Genomic DNA, 19275 nt, shown 5'->3' with positions numbered 1-19275 from the left:
ACAGAACTTTGATGCTTTGCAGCGACGGCCCCAGCGGTTAAACGTCGCGCATTCTCGATTGCAACGGAATGATCATGAGCGAAACGATCGAAGCCGATGTCGTTATCGTCGGCGCAGGACCCGTCGGACTGTTTGCCGTCTTCGAACTGGGCCTGCTCGACGTCCGCTGTCACCTGATCGATATCCTGGACAAACCGGGCGGCCAGTGCGCCGAACTCTATCCGGAGAAGCCGATCTACGACATTCCGGCGTTTCCGATCATCACCGGCGACGGCCTGACCGAAAACCTGATGGCGCAGATCAAGCCGTTCGACCCGACCTTCCATCTCGGCGAGCAGGTCAACAGCATCGAGCGCCTGGAAGACGGTTCGTTCCGCGTCACCACCGATGCCGACAAGGTCTTCCTGACCAAGGTCGTCGTCATCGCCGCTGGCGGCGGCTCGTTCCAGCCGAAGCGCCCGCCGGTCCCGGCGATCGAGAATTTCGAAGGCAAGTCGGTCTTCTATTCCGTCCGCAAGATGGAATCCTTCCGCGACCACGACATCCTGATCGTCGGCGGCGGCGATTCCGCGCTCGACTGGACGCTCAATCTGCAGCCGATCGCCCGGAGCGTCACGCTGATGCACCGCCGCGACGCCTTCCGCGCCGCGCCGGACAGCGTCAACAAAATGCGCGCCCTGGTCGATGCCGGCGAGATGAAGCTGATCTTCGGCCAGGTCACCGGCCTCGAGGGCGAGGACGGCCAGATCTCGCATGCCGTCATCACCGACAATGACGACCAGGAGCACAAGCTGCCGACGACGCGGCTGCTGCCGTTCTTCGGCTTGACGATGAAGCTCGGCCCGATCGCCAACTGGGGCCTCAACCTGCATGAGAACCTGATCAAGGTCGACACCGAGAAGTTCCAGACCTCGGAGCCCGGCATTTTCTCGATCGGCGACATCAACTGGTACCCCGGCAAGCTGAAGCTGATCCTTTCCGGCTTCCACGAGGCGGCGCTGATGGCGCAGGCCGCAAGCCGCATCGTCTTCCCGGAAAAGAAGATCCTGTTCCAGTACACGACCTCGTCGACGAGCCTGCAGAAGAAGCTCGGCGTCGCCTGATCGAGACTGCGCCACGCATTCTGGAAGAAATACCGACAGACCCGTTCATCCCTTGATGGACGGGTCTTTTCGTTTTCGCCGGCCCGCGCCGACATCCCCGTCACGGGGCTGCGGCCGGGCCGATCCGAGCCGCCCGGACGACGCCGGACCGGCTATTGGAATCGGAGGTCCCGCGCGCCGGTCCCGGAACCCGAGCGCGCGCGGACCGTTTTCTCTGCGTCGTCAGTCGGAGCCCATGATGAAATCGAGCGCGCACCCTTTCGCCGATGCTGGAGACATTCCGAACAATCCGGCGCTGCCGCTGCTTCTTTATCGGAACGCCCTGGTGCAGCAAGACGGCACCGACCGCGCTTCCGCCTTCGAGAGGCTGTTCACCTCGCACGGCTGGGGCGGCACCTGGCGCAACGGCATGTATCCCTTCCATCACTATCATTCGACCGCGCATGAGGTGCTCGGCATCGCGTCGGGCAACGTCACGGTCCAACTCGGCGGCGAGCCCGGGCTGGCGGTGGAGCTCGATACGGGCGACGCCGTGCTCATCCCCGCAGGCGTCGGCCACAAGCGGCTGAAATCCAGCCCGGACCTGATCGTCGTCGGCGCCTATCCGCATGGCCAGCGCTGGGACCTGATCCGCGCCGACGACGTGGTCGATGGTGCGGCCGTCCGCGCCCGCATCCGTTCCGTCGACATCCCGACCGAGGATCCGATCAGCGGATCGAAAGGCCCGTTGCGGATGCATTGGGCGGCTGGGTAAGGCGCCTTCTGGCACAGGAAGAAAGACCCTCACCCAACCCTCTCCCGCTCGCGGGAGAGGGCTTTTCGGCTGGCGCCGTCGACGGCTGGGCTCGGCAGGCCCCCTCTACCGCTTGCGGGAGAGGGCCGGGGTGAGGGGCTTGCTTGCCTGGCTGGCCGGAAGCTGGTCTCACACCTCCGGCTTCTTGCCGCCCTTGCCGGCGTTAAGCTTCGTCAGTTCGGCGATGAAATCCGCCATCGCCGGCGGCTTCTCGGCGATGAAGGGCAGGGGCCGGCAGACGTCGATCGCGGCGATGCCGACGCGGGCCGTCAGGATGCCGTTGATCACGCCCTCGCCGAGCCGGGCCGACAGCCGCGCCGCGATGCCATGGCCGAGGATCTGCTGCACGAGGGAATCGCCCGCCGCCATGCCGCCGGTCACCGCCAGATGGGCGATGACGGTGCGGGCGAGGCGCAGGAAGCCGAGCGTGCCGGGCCGGCCGCCATAGAGCTGGCCGAGCTGGCGGATCAGCCGCAGCGCCGTCACCAGCACGAACAGCAGATCGACGAGCGCGCGCGGCGAGATCGCCGTCACCAGCGTCACCCGCTTGGCGGCCGAGAGCACCAGAGTCTGCGCCGCGGCGTCGAGCGGGCGCAGCAGTTCGTGCTCGGAGAGGCCGATCAGGTCGCGGCCATCGATGATCTCGCTCGCATGCAGTTCCAGCGCGGCGCGGCCATGCGCCGTATCCGCCCTTTCGCTATAGAGCGCGGTCAGGTCGCGCACCGAGGCGCGGGCGGCGATGCGGTCGTCGCGGCGGGCGGCGTCGTCGGCCGCCTCGCGGATTTTCGTGATCCGCCGGAGCCGCAGCAATCCGCCGATCTCGCGGATGGCAAGCGCCACCAGCGCGACCAGGCCTATGGCGGCGACTGCGACCGCGAACCAGCCGAGCCATTCGGCGCGCTGGAACAGGTCACGGATCAACTGGTCAACGGCGAGGCCGATGCCGAGCGACAGCAGGATGCCGAGCGCCGAAACCAGGATGTTGGCCCAGCGCGGGCCGCGCCGCGGCTTCGGCACGGGGGCCGGAAGGTCGAGCTCTTCCGGCTCGGCGATCACCACCGGCCGGTCGCCGGGGCGGTGCGCGATGTCGGGATCGTCGACGACGCGGATGCGGTCGAGGCGGAAGGCGGTCGGCTTGCGCGGGGTCTCGGTCATGCCAGCCGGTCTCCGATCAGGAACTCCAGCGCCCGGTCGAGCCGGATATGCGGCAGCGACAGGGTGATGCCTTCGGCGGTCCGTTCCAGCGCTGGCGGGCGGAAGCGGACGAAGCGCAGCGCCGACGGCTCCAGTTCAGAAGTTGAGTCAGGTGCTGAAAGCACTGATTCAGGATTGTTCGGCAAGTCGCCGGGAAAGAACGCGATTTCGCTTTTGCCGTCGAACGTCTCTCCATCGATGGTCTCGCCGGCGAGCGGCGTCCCGATGATCGAGGGCAACTTTTCCGAGTCCTGGATGACGACGCCTTCACGCGTGGCGCGGACCGACGCGAGCGCCGCCACCTCGACGCGCGCGCCGGCGGCCGACGCCCGTTCGATCGCCGGCGCCAGCAGGCGCGACAGGATCGCCTCCAGCCGGTCGTGGTCGGCGTGATGCAGGTGGTCGGCCTTGGTGGCGCCGATCAGAATGCGGTCGATGCGGCGGGTCAGGAGCGAGCCGAGCCAGGAGCCGGAGCCCGGCCGGTAGCAGCCGAGGATCTCGGTCAGCGCCGCGCCGAGATCGGCGACGGCGGCCGGGCCGGCGTTCAACGCATTCAGCGCGTCGACCAGCACGATCTGCCGGTCGAGGCGGGCGAAGTGATCGCGGAAGAACGGCTTCACCACCACCGATTTATACGCCTCGTAGCGGCGCGCCATCATGCGGCCGAGCGAGCCGCCCGGGGCCGTCTCGGCCGTTTCCGTCAGCGGCGAGAAGGTCAGCGCCGGCGAGCCCTCGAGGTCGCCGGGCATGAGGAAGCGGCCGGGCGGCAGGGTCGACATCGCGTTCTCGTCGGCCCGGCAGGCGCGCAGGTAGTCGGTGAAGAGCGCGGCCAGCTCGCGGGCTACCATCTCGTCCTCGGCGGCGGCCGGATCGACGCTGTCGAGCCGCGCCAGCCAAGGGGCGGCGGCGACGATCCGCGCCGGGCTGCGCGCCATCGCGATCGCCTCGCGCGACCAGGTTGCGAAGTCCTTGCCGAGGAGCGGCAGGTCGAGCAGCCACTCGCCGGGATAGTCGACGATGTCGAGGTGGAGCTTGCCGGGACCGAAGCGGTGGCGGAAATAGGACGCCGACTCATAGGCGATGGTCAGCCGCAGCTCGCTGATCCGGTAGGTCGAATCCGGCCAGATCCGCTGGTCGACCAGGGCGCGGACATGGTCCTCGTAGTCGAAGCGCGGCACGTCGTCGTCGGGCTGCGGCTCCAGCCTGGCGCCGGTGACGCGGCCGGTCGAATAGGCGCGGAACAGCGGCAGGCGGCCGCCATGGACGAGATTGTGCACCAGCGCCGTGATGAAGACCGTCTTGCCGGCGCGCGCCAGCCCCGTGACGCCGAGGCGGACGGTCGGCGAAACGAGATCCGCCGCGCGGTCCCCCAGCGTGGCGAGGGCGAGGCGCGCTTCATCGGTCAGCGTCGTAAGCTTCAAGGGTCCCGTTCCTGGCCGGTCGAGGGCGGCCGCTCCGTCTCGGCCGAAGAGCCGGCCGCGACCCCATGTAGGCATGGCGGCCGGGCGGCAAAAGATCCTATTCGTCGTCGGCGATCGGCTCGGAGCCGACGAGTTCCAGCTCGCGCGGGCGGAAGAAGGCGACGATCCGGCCGGTGCGCGGCCTGAGCTCCGACCATTTGTGGATGTCGAAATCGATGACCGCGAGACCGGCGGTCGGGAATTTCTCCGCCAGTTCCTCGCGCAGCGCCGGATTGCCGTTGCCGATCAGCTCGATCGCCGTGTCCTGCATGGTCGGGTTATGGCCGATCAGCATCAGGTTGCGGGCGTTGCCGCCGAGCGCGCCGATCGTGTCGATATAGGCGTCGGCGCTCACCTCGTAGAGGCCGCGCGTGATGCGGATGTCGAGGTCGGTGCCGATCATCGGCAGCAGGCCGATCAGCGTCTCGCGCGTGCGGCGGGCGGAGGAACAGAGGATGCGGTCCGGCACCAGGCGATGCGCGGCGAGATGTTCGCCGATCATCGTCGCCGCGCGCCGGCCGCGCGCCGCCAGCGGTCGATCGAAGTCGGCAAGGCCGGCGACGTCCCAGGCGGATTTGGCATGGCGGAGCAGAAGAAGGCGCATGGTGCTCGTTTCGATCCCTGTTCGGCCGCCGATTCTACCGCATTCGCGGGCGCGGCGCGCGTCCTGGCCGATACGCTGTCATGGCTTGCGTCCGAACTCAATCGGGGCACGGGCGCGCCAATATAGGAACGGCGGACGCCTCTTGCCGGCCTCAACCCGCCCGGCGAGCGAAACGCGGATTGGGGCGCACTTCGCCGTCGAAGCGCTCGGCCCGGCGCGAAACATGCGGATTGTCGGCGACGGTGCGCAGCGCGCTGTCGGAAGCGGCGCGCGCGGTCGCGAGCGCGGCGAGGTTGATCTGCAGGACGGAGCGGAATTCCTCGTGCCGCTGGCGCAGGCGGTCGACCTGGCCGGGATCGAGGTCTTCCAGGCTCTGGCCGATCGCGCCGAGCACGGCGAGTTCGTCCATGTAGCGCTTGGCATAGTGGCTCTTGCGCTGGCCGAGCTCGGAGGCGGCAAAGCTCCTGCCTTCGCGCAGCAGCAATGATTCCGCCTCGATCAGTTGCAGCAGCGCGTCCATGGTCGCCTCGATGCCGGTAAGGGCGCCATGGGCATTGGGCCGCGCTGCGTCCGGCGGCGGCAGGACGGCCGGCCCTTCGGGCTCGGTGCTTCGCGGGGCGTGCCGGGATCGAGTTTCTGTCACGGGCGTCTTCCCTGATCGAGCGCGTCTGTCGCGGGATCGGCTGCGTCGCCGGCGGGGTGCCGGGGGCGGCTCCGCGACAGGATGCCGCTCAGGACATTCAATCATCGGTAAGATTAACGAAGTTTTACCTGCCGTGGCGTAAATGCCGCAGTCGCTGGCGAGCCTTTCGGCACGCGCCGCTTGCCGAGGGCGTGCGAACAGCACGCGAGAATAGCATTTGTTTCCAATTACTTGCGAGCGGGCGTGAAACCGTGCTGGATTGGCGAATTTTCACGCCTGCGGTATTTTTCAGGGCTCTCACAAAGCCGTATGCGACCTGTTGTCCTCAGGGGGAGGCATCGCTATATTCCGCGCCGAAATGCCACCGACAAGGGGTCATTCATGACGCTAGATACCCTTGAAGCGTATCGGCCTTCCGAGACCGAGCCCTTCATGAACGAGCGGCAACGGGAGTACTTCCGCAAGAAGCTCCTGGCCTGGAAAGACGACATCCTCCGGGAGTCGCGTGAAACCCTTCAGCATCTGCAGGACGAAAACGTCAATCATCCGGATCTCGCCGACCGCGCGTCGTCGGAGACGGATCGTGCGATCGAACTCAGGGCCCGTGATCGTCAGCGCAAGCTGATATCCAAGATCGATGCGGCACTGCAGCGGATCGAGGATGGCAGCTATGGCTACTGCGAGGAAACCGGGGAGCCGATCAGCCTGAAGCGGCTCGACGCCCGGCCGATCGCCACCTTGTCGATCGAGGCGCAGGAGCGCCATGAACGGCGCGAGCGCGTCTATCGCGACGAATAAGGCGGCCTTCGCCAGCCTGAGAAACAAAAGGGGCGCGGAACCTGGTTCCGCGCCCCTTTTTTGTCTTTCGTGGCGGGCCGGCGCCGGGACGATGCGAGGATCGGCCCGGCCGGCTCCAGCCTTGATGCGCCTCAGCTCTTGCGGGCGTTCGAGATCTCGCCGAGCAGGCGCGCCATTTCCTTTTCGAGATCGCCGACCGACGACGAAGCCTCGGATTCAGCCGGAGCCGACGGCTCCGGCGCGTCGATGAAGTCCTCCGCTATCTCCACCGGCGCGTCGATCGGCTGAGGCGGCTCCACCGAAGGGGCGCGGGCGGGCGTGGCGTAGAGATGCGCGTCGTCGGCGCTTGCCGTCTCCGGCCCGAGGTCGAAGATCGGCTCGAAGCGCGCCAGGCGCTCGGCCTCGTCGTCCACGCCGGCGAACGGATCGGGCTCGGGAGCCACGACCGGCGGCGGTGCGACCGGGCGGCGCGGCGCGGCAGGCGCCGACGGAGCGGCCGGCGCTACCGGCGTCTGCTGAGAGCCGAGCAGCGGGCGCGGATCATAGGGGCGGGGACGCTGGCCGGTCGAACGGCCCTCGATCGGCTCCGCCGGCGCCTGCGGCGTCACCGGACGCGGCGCGGGCATCGATTCCGGCGGGATGTCGACGGTGGTCGGGGTGTGGCGCGGGCGGTTGCCCGAGAGGAAGCTCGGGAAGCCGCGGCCGTTGCGGGGCTCCGGCGCCGGAGCGGGACGGGGCGCCGGGCGCTGGGCCTGCGGCGCGGCCGGCTGGACCGGAGGCTGCGGCGGGGCGGGCTCCAAGCTCGGCTCCGGCTCGGCGACCGACACGAATTCAGCCTCGGCGACGCGCTCCTCGACGAACGGCTGGGCTTCCTCGTAGACCGGCTCCTGGATCGGCTCCGGACGGCGAACCGAGGCTTCCGCCGCGACGGGAGCTTCGAAGGACTGGATCTCGGCCTGCTGGGCCGGCTCGGGACGGCGCGGCTCCTGCGGGCGGCCGGCGGCCTCCTGCGGCACGGGGCGCAGGTTCTGCGTGGCGGGACGGCCCTGCATCGGCTCCGGACGCGCCGGGATCGGCTCCGGACGCGGCGGCTCCTGGCGGATCGGCTCCAGCCGGCGCGCGGGCTGCTGGGCGCGCTGGATGCCCGGCTCGACGACGACGTCGCTGGGACCGCCAATCAGGATCAGGTGCTCGACATTGTCGCGGCGGACCAGGATTAGCCGGCGGCGCTGGTCTATCGGCAGCGCGTCGAGCACGGCGAGCCGCGGCTGGCGGCCGCGCGCCGGACCGGCGCCGAGGCGGCCATTGGTGAACAGGCGGATCAGCCAGAACACCAGCAGGATGGCCAGGAGAATCACGACCAGCGTGATCACGAACTGGGCCACGGTCGCGCCTGTGTCGCCGAACATTGGCGCCAGATAATCGTGCATACTCTTCTCCCGACTTCCGATCCCGGTTCTGCCCGCATCCAGGCATCGAAACGGACCGAGCCCGGCGCCATGCAGGCCCACAAGCTCGGATCCCCTGCTTATCCGACGTTTTTCCAGCGCGCGCCGGACTTTGGCAAGCCCGGCGGCATTGGCCGCCCCCAGCAATCCGTGGGGGACATTAAGAATTCATTGACCATGACCGTGGCAGAATCCAGTGGATTCGCATGTGCCTAGGCTGATCGGGCGCCATTGTTGGCGCGAAAGCGGGCCGGCCGGGCGGTCTCCGGCGCCCCGCCGGCGCTGATTCTCTCGATCGGCAACGGCAATCGTTCTCCGCTCTTTCGGGGAGAGCGGCTCTTCGCGCGCCGATTTCCGCCCGTCTGCGTTGAATTAACCTGCGATCCTCCGCATTCTGCCTGCTAGAAGCGAGCAGCGATTCTTCGCGATCTGCAGGCATTCGCGGGGACTTACGAACAACATGGCAGGCCAGGGTGCAGAGGTCAGGGTGCAGGGGTTCATGCCGCACAAGTCGAGCCGCGTAGCAGCATGACCGACGACAGCAACCAGAGAACGCATCGCCGCGCGCTGGTCGATCGATCGGATCGTCCGGCCGGGATCGGGCGGTTGCTCCTGCTCGCCGGCTGCCTGGTCGGCGCGGCGCTCGCCTTTGCCCTGTTGCCGCCTGAGGCGGCGGAACCCTTCATCTTTGCGCTGCTCGGCCTGCTCGCGGTCGTCGGCGTTTTCACGCTCTTCGCCGCCGCGATCGGCCTGATGCGCTTCAGCGGCAAGGCCCCGCGCGACGATCTCGGCCGCGGCTTCGTCGATACCATGTCCGAAGGCCTCGTCATCACGGACCGCGAGGGCCGCATCCTCTACGCCAACGCCGCGTATGCCGACCTGATCGGCGCCGACGAGGGCAAGGATGTCCGCGTCGTCGAGCGCGTCTTTTCGGGCGATCAGGCGGCGAGCGAGGCGATTTACCGCCTGTCGCAGTCGATCCGCGAGGGCAAGGCGGCGGTCGAGGAGGTTCGCATGTCGAGCCCGCTCGCCGGTCCCGCTTCCGGCGCGCCGCGCTGGTATCGCATCCGCGTCCGGCCGGTGAAGGCGGGCGAGGGGGACGGCCGCCTCCTGACCGCCTGGCAGGTCGCCGACGTCACCCATGACCGCGTCCAGCAGGAGACGGTCTTCCAGGACCTGCAGCACGCGATCGACTATCTCGACCATGCCCCGGCCGGCTTTTTCTCGGCCGAGCCGGATGGCCGCATCGTCTATCTGAACGCGACACTGGCCGACTGGCTCGGCATCGACCTGACCTATTTCAAGGCCGGCGCCCTGACGCTCGGCGACATCGTGCGCGGCGACGGCGCGGCGCTGCTCTCTGTCGGCCGCGAGAGCGCCGGCGAGGCGCGGACCGAGACGATCGATCTCGACCTCGTCAAGCAGAACGGCCAGAGCCTGCCGGTCCGCCTGTTGCACCGCGTTCCCTTCGCCGGCGACGGCGCGCCGGGCGCGACGCGCACCATCGTCCTCAATCGCGGTCCGGGCGAGGAAACCTCCGAGGCGCTGCGGGCCGCCGAAGTCCGCTTCACCCGCTTCTTCAACCACACGCCCTTCGCCATCGCCTCGATCGACAAGTCGGGCCGCATCGGCCGCACCAATGCGCCCTTCGCCCGCCTGTTCGGGCCGATCAAGTCGGATGGCGGCAGCCGCGCGCGGCTGATTGACCTCGTCAGCGAGAACGAGCGCCCGGCGCTGGAGGCGGCGCTGGAGGGCGCGGCCGGCGGCCGCAGCGAAATCCCGCCCGTCGACACCTCGATCCTCGGCCATGGCGAGCGCAGCGTGCGCTTCTATGTGACCGCCGTCGACGAGGACGCCAACGACCGCGAGATCGCCACCGTCTATGCGCTGGAGACGACGGAGCAGCGCGCGTTGGAGCTGCAGTTCGCACAGAGCCAGAAGATGCAGGCGATCGGCCAGCTCGCCGGCGGCGTTGCGCATGATTTCAACAATGTACTGACGGCGATCATCGGCTTTTCCGATCTGCTGCTTGCCAATCACCGGCCGAGCGACCCGTCCTTCCAGGACATCATGAACATCAAGCAGAACGCCAATCGCGCGGCCGGCCTCGTCCGCCAGCTTCTGGCTTTCTCGCGCCGCCAGACCCTGCGGCCGCAGGTGCTGGCGATGGGCGATGTGCTTTCGGATCTCTCGATCCTGCTGGAGCGGCTGCTCGGCGAGAAGGTCAAGCTGCAACTCGTGCATGGCCGCGACGTCTGGCCGATCAAGGCGGACCTCAACCAGTTCGAGCAGGTCGTCATCAACCTCGCCGTCAATGCGCGCGACGCCATGCCGAAGGGCGGCACGCTGACGATCCGCACCCGCAACGTCACGCCGGACGAGGTGGCCGAGTTCAGCTACAAGCCGCTGCCGCCGGCCGAATATGTGCTGATCGAGGTCGCCGATACCGGCACCGGCATCCCGCCCGAGGTGCAGTCGAAGATCTTCGAGCCGTTCTTCTCGACCAAGGATGTCGGCAAGGGCACCGGACTCGGCCTCTCGACCGTCTACGGCATCGTCAAGCAGACCGGCGCGCATATCTTCTTCGACAGCGAGACGGACGTCGGCACGACCTTCCGGATCTTCGTGCCGCGGCATGTTCCCGTCTTGGCGGCGAAGCCGGAAGTGGTGGCCGAGAAGGCGCCGGAGATCGCCGACCTGACCGGCAACGCCAGCATCCTGCTGGTCGAGGACGAGGAGGCGGTGCGCGCCTTCGCCGCTCGCGCGCTCGCCTCGCGAGGCTATACCGTGCATGAGGCTGCATCCGGCGTCGAGGCGCTGGAGGTGATGCGCGAGACTGGCGGCACGATCGACCTCGTCGTTTCCGACGTGGTCATGCCGGAGCTGGACGGGCCGTCGCTGCTGCGCGAATTGCGCAAGGAGCGCCCGGGGCTGAAGATCATCTTCGTCTCCGGCTATGCCGAGGACGCCTTCGCCAAGAACCTGCCGGATGGCGAGACCTTCAACTTCCTGCCAAAGCCCTTCTCGCTGAAGCAGCTGGCAACGGCCGTCAAGGAAACCCTCGGCCACTAGCTGCCCCGGCGCGAGGCGGGCGCCGCATCGGCAAAACTGCCTTTTTTCAATAGGTTGTTGCCGCGCGGCTTGGGCCGCGCGTGGGGCGGGCTGTCGCCGGCGCGCTGCCCAATGCCGCGCTTGCCAAGGCGGGGCCGGCCGCAGAGAATGGCGGGTCAGTTTCAAATTGGAATAAGATTCATGAACGATCGCGCCGCGTCCGCCGTCGAGGCTCCGAGCAGGGCCCTGCCTTTCCGGATCGATCCGGTCAGCCGGCGGGTTTCGATCGACGCCAAGGACCCGGCCTTCTTCCAGGATCCCTATCCGGTGTTCGAGGCGATCCGCGCCGTCGCGCCGGTGTTCTTCTGGGAAGAGCAGGGCGTCTGGTGCTTCCTCGGCGCCGACGACGTCAACGCGCTCTATCGTGACCGCCGTTTCGGACGCGAGATCCTGCATGTCGCGACGCGCGAGGAACTCGGCATTCCGGAAATCCCGGCGCATCTGAAGCCGTTCTACGACGTCGACGGCCTGTCGATGCTGGAGCGCGAGCCGCCGGTCCACACGCGCCTGCGCACCCTCGTCAACCGCGCCTTCGTCTCGCGCCAGATCGAGCGGCTGCGGCCGCGCATCGCGGCGCTCTGCCACGAGCTCATCGACGGCTTCGAGGCGAAGGGCGAGGTCGACCTGATCGAGGCCTATGCCACGCCGATCCCGATCACCGTGATCGCCGAGATCCTCGGTGTTCCGGTCGAGCGCGCGCCCGACCTGCTCGCCTGGTCGCACGCCATGGTGGGCATGTACCAGCTCGGCCGCACGCGCGAGATGGAAGAGGCCGCCGTCGCCGCGACGATCGCCTTCTCCGCCTTCCTGCGCGCCTATGTCGAGGAGCGGCGCGGCAAGCCGGGCGACGACCTGATCAGCCAGCTGATCGCCGCCGAGGAGAAGGGCGAGAAGCTCTCCGAGGACGAGCTGATCACCACCTGCATCCTGCTGCTCAATGCCGGCCATGAGGCGACCGTGCACGCCCTCGGCAACGGCGTGCGGGCCATCCTGCGCTCGGGCGCCGATCCGAAGGCTCTGTTCGCGACGGATGAGAGCACGGCAGCGACGGTGGAGGAATGCCTGCGCTACGATCCGCCGCTGCACATGTTCATGCGCTATGCGCTGGAGGATCTCGAATTCGGCGGCATTCCGCTCAAGAAGGGCCAGCAGGTCGGCCTGCTGCTCGGCGCCGCCAATCGCGATCCGAACCGCTATCCCTCCGCCGACCGGTTCGATCCGGCGCGCGAAGCGCTGGCCCATGTCTCCTTCGGCCTTGGCATCCACTTCTGCATCGGCGCGCCGCTCGCCCGGCTGGAGATGCAGGTCGCGATGCCGATCCTGTTCGAGCGGCTGAAGGGGCTTAGCTTCGCCTCCGCGCCCAGCTATCGCGACGCCTATCATTTCCATGGCCTCGACGGGCTGCAACTCCAGTGGGACGTTTGATGCGGAACGCTTTCGCGACGGCGTGTCTCGCGGCCGGGCTGGCGCTTTCGGCCGCCGGTCCCGCCGGGGCGCAGACGGTGGTCGACGGCTCGGCCACGGGCCTCGATCCGGCGCTTGTCCGCTCGATCCAGGCGCTGGTGACGCGAGATTTCAAGGCGCCGGCCGAGGCGCAGTTCCGCGGCCTCCATCCGTCCCGGGCGCGCAACGGACATGGCTATTGCGGCGAGGTCGCGATCGGCCCGACGGCTTCCTACGTGCCGTTCCACGCCATCCTCGAACCGGGCGGAACATCATCGCTATTGTTGCTTTCCGATCACGGTGGCTCGGTAGAGGACCGTGACGTCGCGACAAGGCTGCTTACCAATTTCGGCTGCGTGGAGTAGAACGCGACCATGATTGAAGGTCAGCCAAGCGCAACCGCCTTTCGCGTCGCCATGCGGCGCGCGGCCCATCAGCTCCTCGACAAGCCCTTGATTTTCGAGGATCCGCTCGCTCTCACCATCGTCGGGGGCGATCGCGGATCGGTCCTGGCGCGCGACGAACTCTCCCGCGCCGATTCGCCGGGTGGCGAGACGATCCGCGCCTTCCTCGCGGCGCGAAGCCGCTTCTCCGAGGACCGGCTCGCCGCCGCCGTCGCGCGCGGCATCCGCCATGTCGTCGTGCTCGGCGCCGGGCTCGACACCTTCGCCTACCGCAATCCCTATGCCGACCAGGGCGTCGTCGTCTACGAGGTCGACCACCCGGCGACCCAGGCCTGGAAGCGCAGCCGCCTCGCCGCGACCGGCATCCGCGTGCCGGAGGGCGTCACCTATGTGCCGGTCGATTTCTCGGTCGATCGCCTCGACGAGAAGCTTGCCGCCGCCGGGCTCGATCCGGCCGTGCCGGTATTCTTCTCCTGGCTCGGCGTCGCGCCTTACCTGACCGAGGCGGCGATCTTCTCGACGCTCGGAATCATCGCCGACCGCGTCGGCGGCTCGGAAGTCGTGTTCGACTATGCCGAGATCCCGGACAAGCTCAGCCTTTTGCAGCGGCTCGCCTTCACCACGCTCGCCGGCCGCACCGCCAGCCTCGGTGAGCCCTTCGTTACCTTCTTCAAGCCGGACGATCTCGCCGCCCGCCTGACGGCGCTCGGCTTCTCCGCCATCGAGGATCGCACCGGCCCGCAGCTCGGCCAGCTCTATGTCGGCGGCTCCGCCGCGCTCGACCGCGCCGCGGTCGGCCACGTCGTGGCGGCGATCAAGGCTGCGTCTGTCGCCTGAGCGACAAGGGCCGGCTCAACGGGCCGGCCAGCCGCCTTCCAGATGCGAATCGGCCGCCAGCCGGTCCGGCCCGCGGATTTCGCGCAGAAGCTTGTGCCGGATGCCACGGGCGAAATCCTGCTTGTGGAACACCGGCTCGACGAAGGCGCCATATCCGCCGACCACCTCGCGGTCGAAATAGGCCGCGAGCTGGCCCGGGCGCAGTTCGCGGCCGTCCCCGCGGTCGACGACGCCTTCCAGCATGGATTTGTAGACGATCGGCAGCCCGTTGATGGTGATGCCGCGCGCGACGAGGCGGTCGCGGACGATTGCCGGTTCGGGGCCGCGATTGTTGATGCCGTCGCCGGCGATGTTGATGACGCGACGGCCGCCGTCGAACGGGCTTTCGCCGAAGAGTTGCGCCGCCCGGAGCATGGCCGCGCCGATCGCGGTGCCGAGCGCCATGCGGCCGGGAATGCGGCGCTCCAGCCGATCGGCGAAGGCGGTGGCGCCGGCCGCGTCGGCGATCTCCGTCCATTCCAGGATCACGTTCTGCCGGGTTTCGCCGGCCCATTCCATCACGATGACGGCGATGCGGCGGTTGGGGCCGCGCTGGATCGCCTGGATGATCTCCGGCTCGCGGAAGGCGGCGGCAAATCCGTCCCGCTGCAGCCTGCGCTCATCGAGGTCCATCGATGTCGATACGTCGAGCGCGATCACGAGTTGGAGATCGACCGGGTTTACCGCCCGCGCAAGCCCTTCTTCCGATCGAAGAAGCGCCAGACATAGAAAGGCTGTCGATATAATCGATAGTTTGATTATCCGTCTGATTGAATACGCAATCGATAGCGATTCTCGACACATAATTCGAATCCAGTAAGAATAGCTATTGCTTGGATCATCTGCCTGGACATGGATCGTTGTTCATCCTCGACCATAGCCAAGAATTGTTGCATGATTGTTTGATTGGTCATGGAGGAGGCGATGGAAGGCGAGATCCGGTACGGCGATCTGAGCTTCGATCCGTCCTTTCTGTTCGCCCGTCACGGCGCCGGGGCGGAGCTTCGCTTCACCCGCTCCGAGCGAGCGCTGCTGCAGGCCTTCACCCGCCACCCGCGCAAGGTCATGACCCGCAACCAGCTTCTCGACGCCATCGCCGGCCGCGGCTCCGACGCCACCGATCGCAGCATCGACTTCCTGATCAACCGGCTGCGCGCCAAGCTCGGCGATTCGGCCCGCGCGCCTGTCCTGATCGCGACCCAGTATGGCGAGGGCTATGTCTGGATCGCCAATCCGGTCCATCCCGAGCCCGCGCCCGGGGGCTCCTCGTCATCGGTCCCGTCTCCGGGCCCGAGAGGCTGGCCTCGCCGGGGCCGGCGCGGCGGTTCCTGAACGTCCTGAGACGGAACCCGATCGGCAGAGCGAGGCGGGGCGGGCGGTCGTGCTGGAAAGGGGGGCGGGAGGTCGTCATCGGGACCGGCGACGCCCCGTGCGCGTTCGCGCGCCAGATGCGCTTCCACGGCCGAGGCGATGCACCGCTGGTGGCGCGCGTCCTGTGCAAGGGCGCGAGCCCGAAGATCGCTGCCGCGCACGGATGTCGCTGGATCGGGGATTGGCAACGCCGCGCGAGGCGGGGCGTGCGGGCCGTATTGCCGGTTCGCGCGCCAGATGCGCTTCTCGGGTCGATCCCCGGATCGACGGGGGTATAGAGCCCCGGCGCTGGCGGCGCCGGGGCTCTCTTCGTCTCAGACCAGCGCGGCGGCGATCTCGGCCGCCAGGCGGGCGTTGTTCTTCACCAGCGCGATGTTGGTGACGAGGCTGCGGCCGGCGGTCAGTTCCAGCATGCGGCCGAGCACATAGGGCGTCACCTGCTTGGCGCGGATGCCGTCGCGCTCGGCATCGGCGATCGCCTGGTCGATGTAGCCGCGCATTTCCGCAGCCGGGATCTCGTCGGCGAGCGGCACCGGATTGGCGACCAGCAGGCCGCCCTCGAGGCCGATCTCGGCGCGCTTGGCGATGAAGGCGGCGATTTCGCGCGGCGCGTCGAGGCGCAGCGGCGTCGGCAGCCCGCTCTCGCGCGACCAGAAGGCAGGCACCTCGTCCTGGCCGACGGTGACGACCGGCACGCCCAGCGTCTCCAGCACTTCCAGCGTCTTCGGAATGTCGAGCAGCGCCTTGGCGCCGGCGCAGACGACCGTCACCGGGGTCTTCGGGAATTCGTAGAGATCGGCCGAGACGTCATAGGTGGTCTCGGCGCCACGATGCACGCCGCCAATGCCGCCGGTCGCGAACACGCGCACGCCGGCGAGATGGGCGGTGATCATGGTGGCGGCGACCGTGGTGGCGCCGGGGCGGCCGGTCGAGAGCGCGAAGGCGAGATCGGCGCGCGAGACCTTCATCACGTCCTTGAGGCCGGCGAGACGCTCCAGCTCGTCCGCCGTCAGGCCGACCCGGATCTTGCCGTCCATGATGGCGATGGTCGCCGGCACGGCGCCATTGGCCCGGACGATGTCCTCGACGGCGCGCGCCGTGGCGACGTTGTCGGGGTAGGGCATGCCATGCGTGACGATCGTCGTTTCCAGCGCGACCAGCGGCTTGCCGTCGGCCTTGGCCGCCGCGACTTCGTCGGACAGGATGATGAGATCGGACTTGGACATTCTGAGAATCACCGTTCTGAGGGGGCGGGCGGCGCCGGATTTGGCGAAGCGCATCCGCGAAAAGGCGGACCATGGCCGATTGCCCCGGTTCTCGGCAAGTCCTGGATCGCGCGTTCGCCATGATCGGCGCACGTGTCGCGGCGCCTCGATTGCGGGCGGCGCGGTTTGCGGGTCATATCATCGCCCGATCGATCGAACCGGGGCGGCGTCGCCGCCACCGGCAGCAAGAGGTTCCAGGCATGACGAAGACCGCTCTCATCACGGCCGCCAGCAAGGGAATCGGCGCCGGCATCGCCCGACGCCTGGCAGCCGACGGCTTCCGGGTCGGACTGCTCGGCCGCTCCGAGGGCGTCGAGGCGCTGGCGGCGGAACTGGGCGGCTTTGCGGTTCGCGGCGACGTCACCGTCGCGGCGGATCTCGAGGCGCTGGTCGAGCGTGCCCGCGCCGAAACCGGCCGCATCGACGTCATCGTCGCCAATAGCGGCCATAGCGCCAAGAAGAAGCTGCTCGATCTCGACGACGAGGACTGGCGCGCCGCGCAGGACATGTTCCTGCTGCCGACCGTGCGGTTGCTGCGGGCGGCGCGCGCCGATCTCGAAGCTGCGAAGGGCTCCTTCGTCGCCATGTCGAGCTTTGCCGCCACCCGTCCGGACGGCGACTTCGCCTCTTCCTCCGTGCTGCGGGCCGGGCTTTCCGCCTATGTGGCGGTCGCCGCGCGTACGCTCGCCAAGGCGGGCGTCACCATCAACGCGGTCGCGCCCGGCTTCATCGATTCGCTGCCGAGCACGCCGGAGCGCATCGCCCGCATTCCGGCCGGTCGCTATGGCGAGGTGGCGGAGCTCGCCAGCACGGTCGCCTATCTCGTCTCGCCGCTGGCGCGCTATGTCACCGGCCAGACCATCACCGTCGATGGCGGCCTGACGACGTAGGGGCGGCCAGCCGGATGGGGCGGGCGCCGTCGAGGCGGCGCCCTCGGGAGGTGACTGGCGCGCGCCTGGCGCCCCCTTCGTCCGCCGCATCCGGAGGCGGCGCCCGGTATCGTCGCCGCAACGATCGGGTCCACGGCAATAGCGTCGATGCTGCTTTGTTCCCCTCTTGAACATGAGAACAAAACATGTACATTGTCCCTGTTTGCTCACTTCCGAGCGGTGTGGAATAAGGAGCCCGGAATGTCTCAATCTTCTCTCCGTCTCGTCGAAGGGGCCACCATGGACAAGTCGAAGGCGCTGGACGCAGCGCTCTCCCAGATCGAGCGAGCCTTTGGCAAGGGCTCGATCATGCGCCTCGGGCAGAACAAGGCCGTCGAGATCGGCACCGTATCCACCGGCTCGATCGGCCTCGACATCGCGCTCGGAATCGGCGGCCTGCCGCGCGGCCGCATCGTCGAGGTCTACGGGCCGGAATCGTCGGGCAAGACGACGATGGCGCTGCAGACCATCGCCGAAGCGCAGAAGAACGGCGGCATCTGCGCCTTCGTCGACGCGGAGCACGCGCTCGACCCGGTCTATGCCCGCAAGCTCGGCGTCAATCTCGATGATCTCCTGATCTCGCAGCCCGACACGGGCGAGCAGGCGCTCGAGATCACCGACACGCTGGTGCGCTCCGGCGCGGTCGACGTGCTCGTCGTCGATTCGGTCGCCGCGCTGACGCCGCGCGCCGAAATCGAGGGCGAGATGGGCGACAGCCTGCCCGGCATGCAGGCGCGCCTGATGAGCCAGGCGCTGCGCAAGCTCACCGCTTCGATCTCGAAGTCGAACACCATGGTGATCTTCATCAACCAGATCCGCATGAAGATCGGCGTCATGTTCGGCAATCCGGAGACGACGACGGGCGGCAACGCGCTGAAGTTCTATGCCTCCGTCCGCCTCGACATCCGTCGCATCGGCGCGATCAAGGAGCGCGACGACGTGGTCGGCAACCAGACCCGCGTCAAGGTCGTCAAGAACAAGCTGGCTCCGCCCTTCAAGCAGGTCGAATTCGACATCATGTATGGCGAAGGCATCTCCAAGATGGGCGAGTTGATTGACCTCGGCGTCAAGGCCGGCATCGTCGAGAAGTCGGGCGCCTGGTTCTCCTATGACAGCCAGCGCCTGGGCCAGGGCCGCGAGAACGCCAAGCAGTTCCTGCGCGACAATCCCAAGGCGGCTGCCGCGATCGAACTGGCGATCCGCCAGAACGCCGGCCTGATTGCCGACCAGCTCACCAAGGGTTCGCCCGAGGGCGAGGGAGATGACAGCGACGACGCCATGGAGGCGTGATCGTTCCGATCCGTCGCTTCGGATGGCGGCTGTCGCCGTCATCCGCGCTCGGCTATGCTGGTGACAATTCCGGCTGTGCCGGTGAAAAGAACAAGACGGGGAGGGGTGGGAATGTCCGAGCCGGCGATGGATCCGGAGACGCGCAGCGGCGGGTGTCATTGCGGGCGCGTCCGCTTCACGGCGCGCGGCGCCTTCGGCGCGGCGATTTCCTGCAATTGCTCGATCTGCGGCAAGCGCGGCCATTGGCTCGCCTTCGTGCCGGCCCGCGATTTCGAGCTGGAGCAGGGGGCTGATTCCCTTTCCGACTACCAGTTCAACCATCGCCGCATCCACCATCTCTTCTGCTCGACCTGCGGCGTCGGCTCCTTCGGGCGCGGCACCGCGCCGGACGGTTCGGCGATGGTGGCGGTCAATGTGCGCTGCCTCGACGACGTCGATCTCGCCGCCGTGACTGTTACGCCCTATGACGGCCGCAGCGCCTGAATGGCGCCGTCGCGCGCGACGTTAAGGACGGCGTACGCGTTTTCTGGACAGTCCGACGGA

18 protein-coding genes are annotated in these 19275 nt (G+C 68.0%); 11 read left to right on the top strand and 7 right to left on the bottom strand.

Annotated elements, in window-relative coordinates; genetic code table 11:
• Window positions 1-74 precede the first annotated feature (74 nt).
• Together OSH07_RS09270 and OSH07_RS09265 are read left to right on the top strand one after the other, a co-directional pair.
• Window positions 75-1103 (top strand): NAD(P)/FAD-dependent oxidoreductase, encoded by a 1029-nt coding sequence (locus tag OSH07_RS09270; RefSeq protein WP_266338355.1) that lies wholly within the window; start codon window positions 75-77, stop codon window positions 1101-1103.
• A 238-nt stretch (window positions 1104-1341) separates the two neighbouring features.
• Window positions 1342-1857 (top strand): cupin domain-containing protein, encoded by a 516-nt coding sequence (locus OSH07_RS09265; protein WP_266338354.1) that lies wholly within the window; start codon window positions 1342-1344, stop codon window positions 1855-1857.
• 168 nt (window positions 1858-2025) lie between these two features.
• Here OSH07_RS09265 and OSH07_RS09260 read toward each other — a convergent pair whose 3' ends face one another.
• From OSH07_RS09260 to OSH07_RS09245, 4 genes are all read right to left on the bottom strand, one after another.
• Window positions 2026-3051: a YcjF family protein gene (locus OSH07_RS09260; RefSeq protein ID WP_266338353.1), complete on the bottom strand. Its 1026-nt coding sequence runs from the start codon at window positions 3049-3051 to the stop codon at window positions 2026-2028.
• Window positions 3048-4511 carry a YcjX family GTP-binding protein gene (locus OSH07_RS09255; protein ID WP_266338352.1) on the bottom strand — a complete coding sequence of 488 codons (1464 nt, stop codon included), beginning with the start codon at window positions 4509-4511 and terminating at the stop codon, window positions 3048-3050. Before OSH07_RS09255 ends, OSH07_RS09260 begins: the two co-directional genes overlap by 4 nt.
• A 97-nt stretch (window positions 4512-4608) precedes the next feature.
• Complete coding sequence (locus OSH07_RS09250; protein ID WP_266338351.1) at window positions 4609-5154, bottom strand: SixA phosphatase family protein; 546 nt, start codon at window positions 5152-5154, stop codon at window positions 4609-4611.
• A gap of 151 nt (window positions 5155-5305) precedes the next feature.
• Window positions 5306-5797, bottom strand: coding sequence for a hypothetical protein (locus OSH07_RS09245; RefSeq protein ID WP_266338350.1), 492 nt, complete (start codon window positions 5795-5797; stop codon window positions 5306-5308).
• Between the two features lie 381 nt (window positions 5798-6178).
• On the opposite strand from OSH07_RS09245, the gene dksA reads away from it, so the two are divergent.
• Window positions 6179-6595 carry an RNA polymerase-binding protein DksA gene (gene dksA / locus OSH07_RS09240; RefSeq protein ID WP_266338349.1) on the top strand — a complete coding sequence of 139 codons (417 nt, stop codon included), beginning with the start codon at window positions 6179-6181 and terminating at the stop codon, window positions 6593-6595.
• 131 nt (window positions 6596-6726) lie between these two features.
• On the opposite strand, the gene OSH07_RS09235 is transcribed toward dksA, so the two are convergent.
• Window positions 6727-8025, bottom strand: a complete 1299-nt coding sequence (locus OSH07_RS09235; protein WP_266338348.1) for a flagellar biosynthetic protein FliO — start codon at window positions 8023-8025, stop codon at window positions 6727-6729.
• A gap of 546 nt (window positions 8026-8571) precedes the next feature.
• Between OSH07_RS09235 and cckA the strand changes: the two genes are divergently transcribed.
• The 4 genes from cckA to OSH07_RS09215 all read left to right on the top strand — a co-directional run bounded on the left by cckA (window position 8572) and on the right by OSH07_RS09215 (window position 13838).
• On the top strand, window positions 8572-11115 hold the full coding sequence (gene cckA, locus OSH07_RS09230) for a cell cycle histidine kinase CckA (protein ID WP_266338347.1): 2544 nt from the start codon (window positions 8572-8574) through the stop codon (window positions 11113-11115).
• A gap of 180 nt (window positions 11116-11295) precedes the next feature.
• Window positions 11296-12579 carry a cytochrome P450 gene (locus OSH07_RS09225; protein WP_266338346.1) on the top strand — a complete coding sequence of 428 codons (1284 nt, stop codon included), beginning with the start codon at window positions 11296-11298 and terminating at the stop codon, window positions 12577-12579.
• Complete coding sequence (locus OSH07_RS09220) at window positions 12579-12962, top strand: hypothetical protein (RefSeq protein WP_266338345.1); 384 nt, start codon at window positions 12579-12581, stop codon at window positions 12960-12962. Before OSH07_RS09225 ends, OSH07_RS09220 begins: the two co-directional genes overlap by 1 nt.
• A 9-nt stretch (window positions 12963-12971) precedes the next feature.
• A complete protein-coding gene (locus OSH07_RS09215) occupies window positions 12972-13838 on the top strand; it encodes a class I SAM-dependent methyltransferase (protein WP_266338344.1) in 867 nt (288 codons plus the stop codon).
• Between the two features lie 15 nt (window positions 13839-13853).
• Here the strand turns inward: OSH07_RS09215 and OSH07_RS09210 are convergent, their stop codons facing one another.
• On the bottom strand, window positions 13854-14681 hold the full coding sequence (locus OSH07_RS09210) for a DUF1194 domain-containing protein (RefSeq protein WP_266338343.1): 828 nt from the start codon (window positions 14679-14681) through the stop codon (window positions 13854-13856).
• Window positions 14682-14801: 120 nt separating this feature from the next.
• Here OSH07_RS09210 and OSH07_RS09205 point away from each other — a divergent pair, with 120 nt between their 5' ends.
• Window positions 14802-15209: a winged helix-turn-helix domain-containing protein gene (locus tag OSH07_RS09205; protein ID WP_266338342.1), complete on the top strand. Its 408-nt coding sequence runs from the start codon at window positions 14802-14804 to the stop codon at window positions 15207-15209.
• A gap of 353 nt (window positions 15210-15562) precedes the next feature.
• Here the strand turns inward: OSH07_RS09205 and OSH07_RS09200 are convergent, their stop codons facing one another.
• Window positions 15563-16474, bottom strand: coding sequence for a pseudouridine-5'-phosphate glycosidase (locus OSH07_RS09200; protein WP_266338341.1), 912 nt, complete (start codon window positions 16472-16474; stop codon window positions 15563-15565).
• Between the two features lie 239 nt (window positions 16475-16713).
• Between OSH07_RS09200 and OSH07_RS09195 the strand changes: the two genes are divergently transcribed.
• From OSH07_RS09195 to OSH07_RS09185, 3 genes are all read left to right on the top strand, one after another.
• Complete coding sequence (locus tag OSH07_RS09195; protein ID WP_266338340.1) at window positions 16714-17403, top strand: SDR family NAD(P)-dependent oxidoreductase; 690 nt, start codon at window positions 16714-16716, stop codon at window positions 17401-17403.
• A gap of 240 nt (window positions 17404-17643) precedes the next feature.
• Window positions 17644-18732 (top strand): recombinase RecA, encoded by a 1089-nt coding sequence (recA, locus tag OSH07_RS09190; protein ID WP_266338339.1) that lies wholly within the window; start codon window positions 17644-17646, stop codon window positions 18730-18732.
• A 111-nt stretch (window positions 18733-18843) separates the two neighbouring features.
• On the top strand, window positions 18844-19215 hold the full coding sequence (locus tag OSH07_RS09185; RefSeq protein ID WP_266338338.1) for a GFA family protein: 372 nt from the start codon (window positions 18844-18846) through the stop codon (window positions 19213-19215).
• The last annotated feature ends 60 nt before the right edge of the window (window positions 19216-19275 follow it).

It is taken from the genome of Kaistia nematophila, assembly GCF_026343855.1.
Lineage (GTDB): Bacteria > Pseudomonadota > Alphaproteobacteria > Rhizobiales > Kaistiaceae > Kaistia > Kaistia nematophila.
This window is presented reverse-complemented; position numbering and strand designations above follow the sequence as displayed.

Coding starts and splice junctions, on each gene's coding strand:
- OSH07_RS09270 (WP_266338355.1), top strand. CDS start 75: ATGAGCGAAACGATCGAAGCCGATGTCGTTATCGTCGGCGCAGGACCC.
- OSH07_RS09265 (WP_266338354.1), top strand. CDS start 1,342: ATGAAATCGAGCGCGCACCCTTTCGCCGATGCTGGAGACATTCCGAAC.
- OSH07_RS09260 (WP_266338353.1), bottom strand. CDS start 3,051: ATGACCGAGACCCCGCGCAAGCCGACCGCCTTCCGCCTCGACCGCATC.
- OSH07_RS09250 (WP_266338351.1), bottom strand. CDS start 5,154: ATGCGCCTTCTTCTGCTCCGCCATGCCAAATCCGCCTGGGACGTCGCC.
- dksA (WP_266338349.1), top strand. CDS start 6,179: ATGACGCTAGATACCCTTGAAGCGTATCGGCCTTCCGAGACCGAGCCC.
- OSH07_RS09235 (WP_266338348.1), bottom strand. CDS start 8,025: ATGCACGATTATCTGGCGCCAATGTTCGGCGACACAGGCGCGACCGTG.
- cckA (WP_266338347.1), top strand. CDS start 8,572: ATGACCGACGACAGCAACCAGAGAACGCATCGCCGCGCGCTGGTCGAT.
- OSH07_RS09225 (WP_266338346.1), top strand. CDS start 11,296: ATGAACGATCGCGCCGCGTCCGCCGTCGAGGCTCCGAGCAGGGCCCTG.
- OSH07_RS09220 (WP_266338345.1), top strand. CDS start 12,579: ATGCGGAACGCTTTCGCGACGGCGTGTCTCGCGGCCGGGCTGGCGCTT.
- OSH07_RS09215 (WP_266338344.1), top strand. CDS start 12,972: ATGATTGAAGGTCAGCCAAGCGCAACCGCCTTTCGCGTCGCCATGCGG.
- OSH07_RS09210 (WP_266338343.1), bottom strand. CDS start 14,681: ATGTGTCGAGAATCGCTATCGATTGCGTATTCAATCAGACGGATAATC.
- OSH07_RS09205 (WP_266338342.1), top strand. CDS start 14,802: ATGGAAGGCGAGATCCGGTACGGCGATCTGAGCTTCGATCCGTCCTTT.
- OSH07_RS09200 (WP_266338341.1), bottom strand. CDS start 16,474: ATGTCCAAGTCCGATCTCATCATCCTGTCCGACGAAGTCGCGGCGGCC.
- OSH07_RS09195 (WP_266338340.1), top strand. CDS start 16,714: ATGACGAAGACCGCTCTCATCACGGCCGCCAGCAAGGGAATCGGCGCC.
- recA (WP_266338339.1), top strand. CDS start 17,644: ATGTCTCAATCTTCTCTCCGTCTCGTCGAAGGGGCCACCATGGACAAG.
- OSH07_RS09185 (WP_266338338.1), top strand. CDS start 18,844: ATGTCCGAGCCGGCGATGGATCCGGAGACGCGCAGCGGCGGGTGTCAT.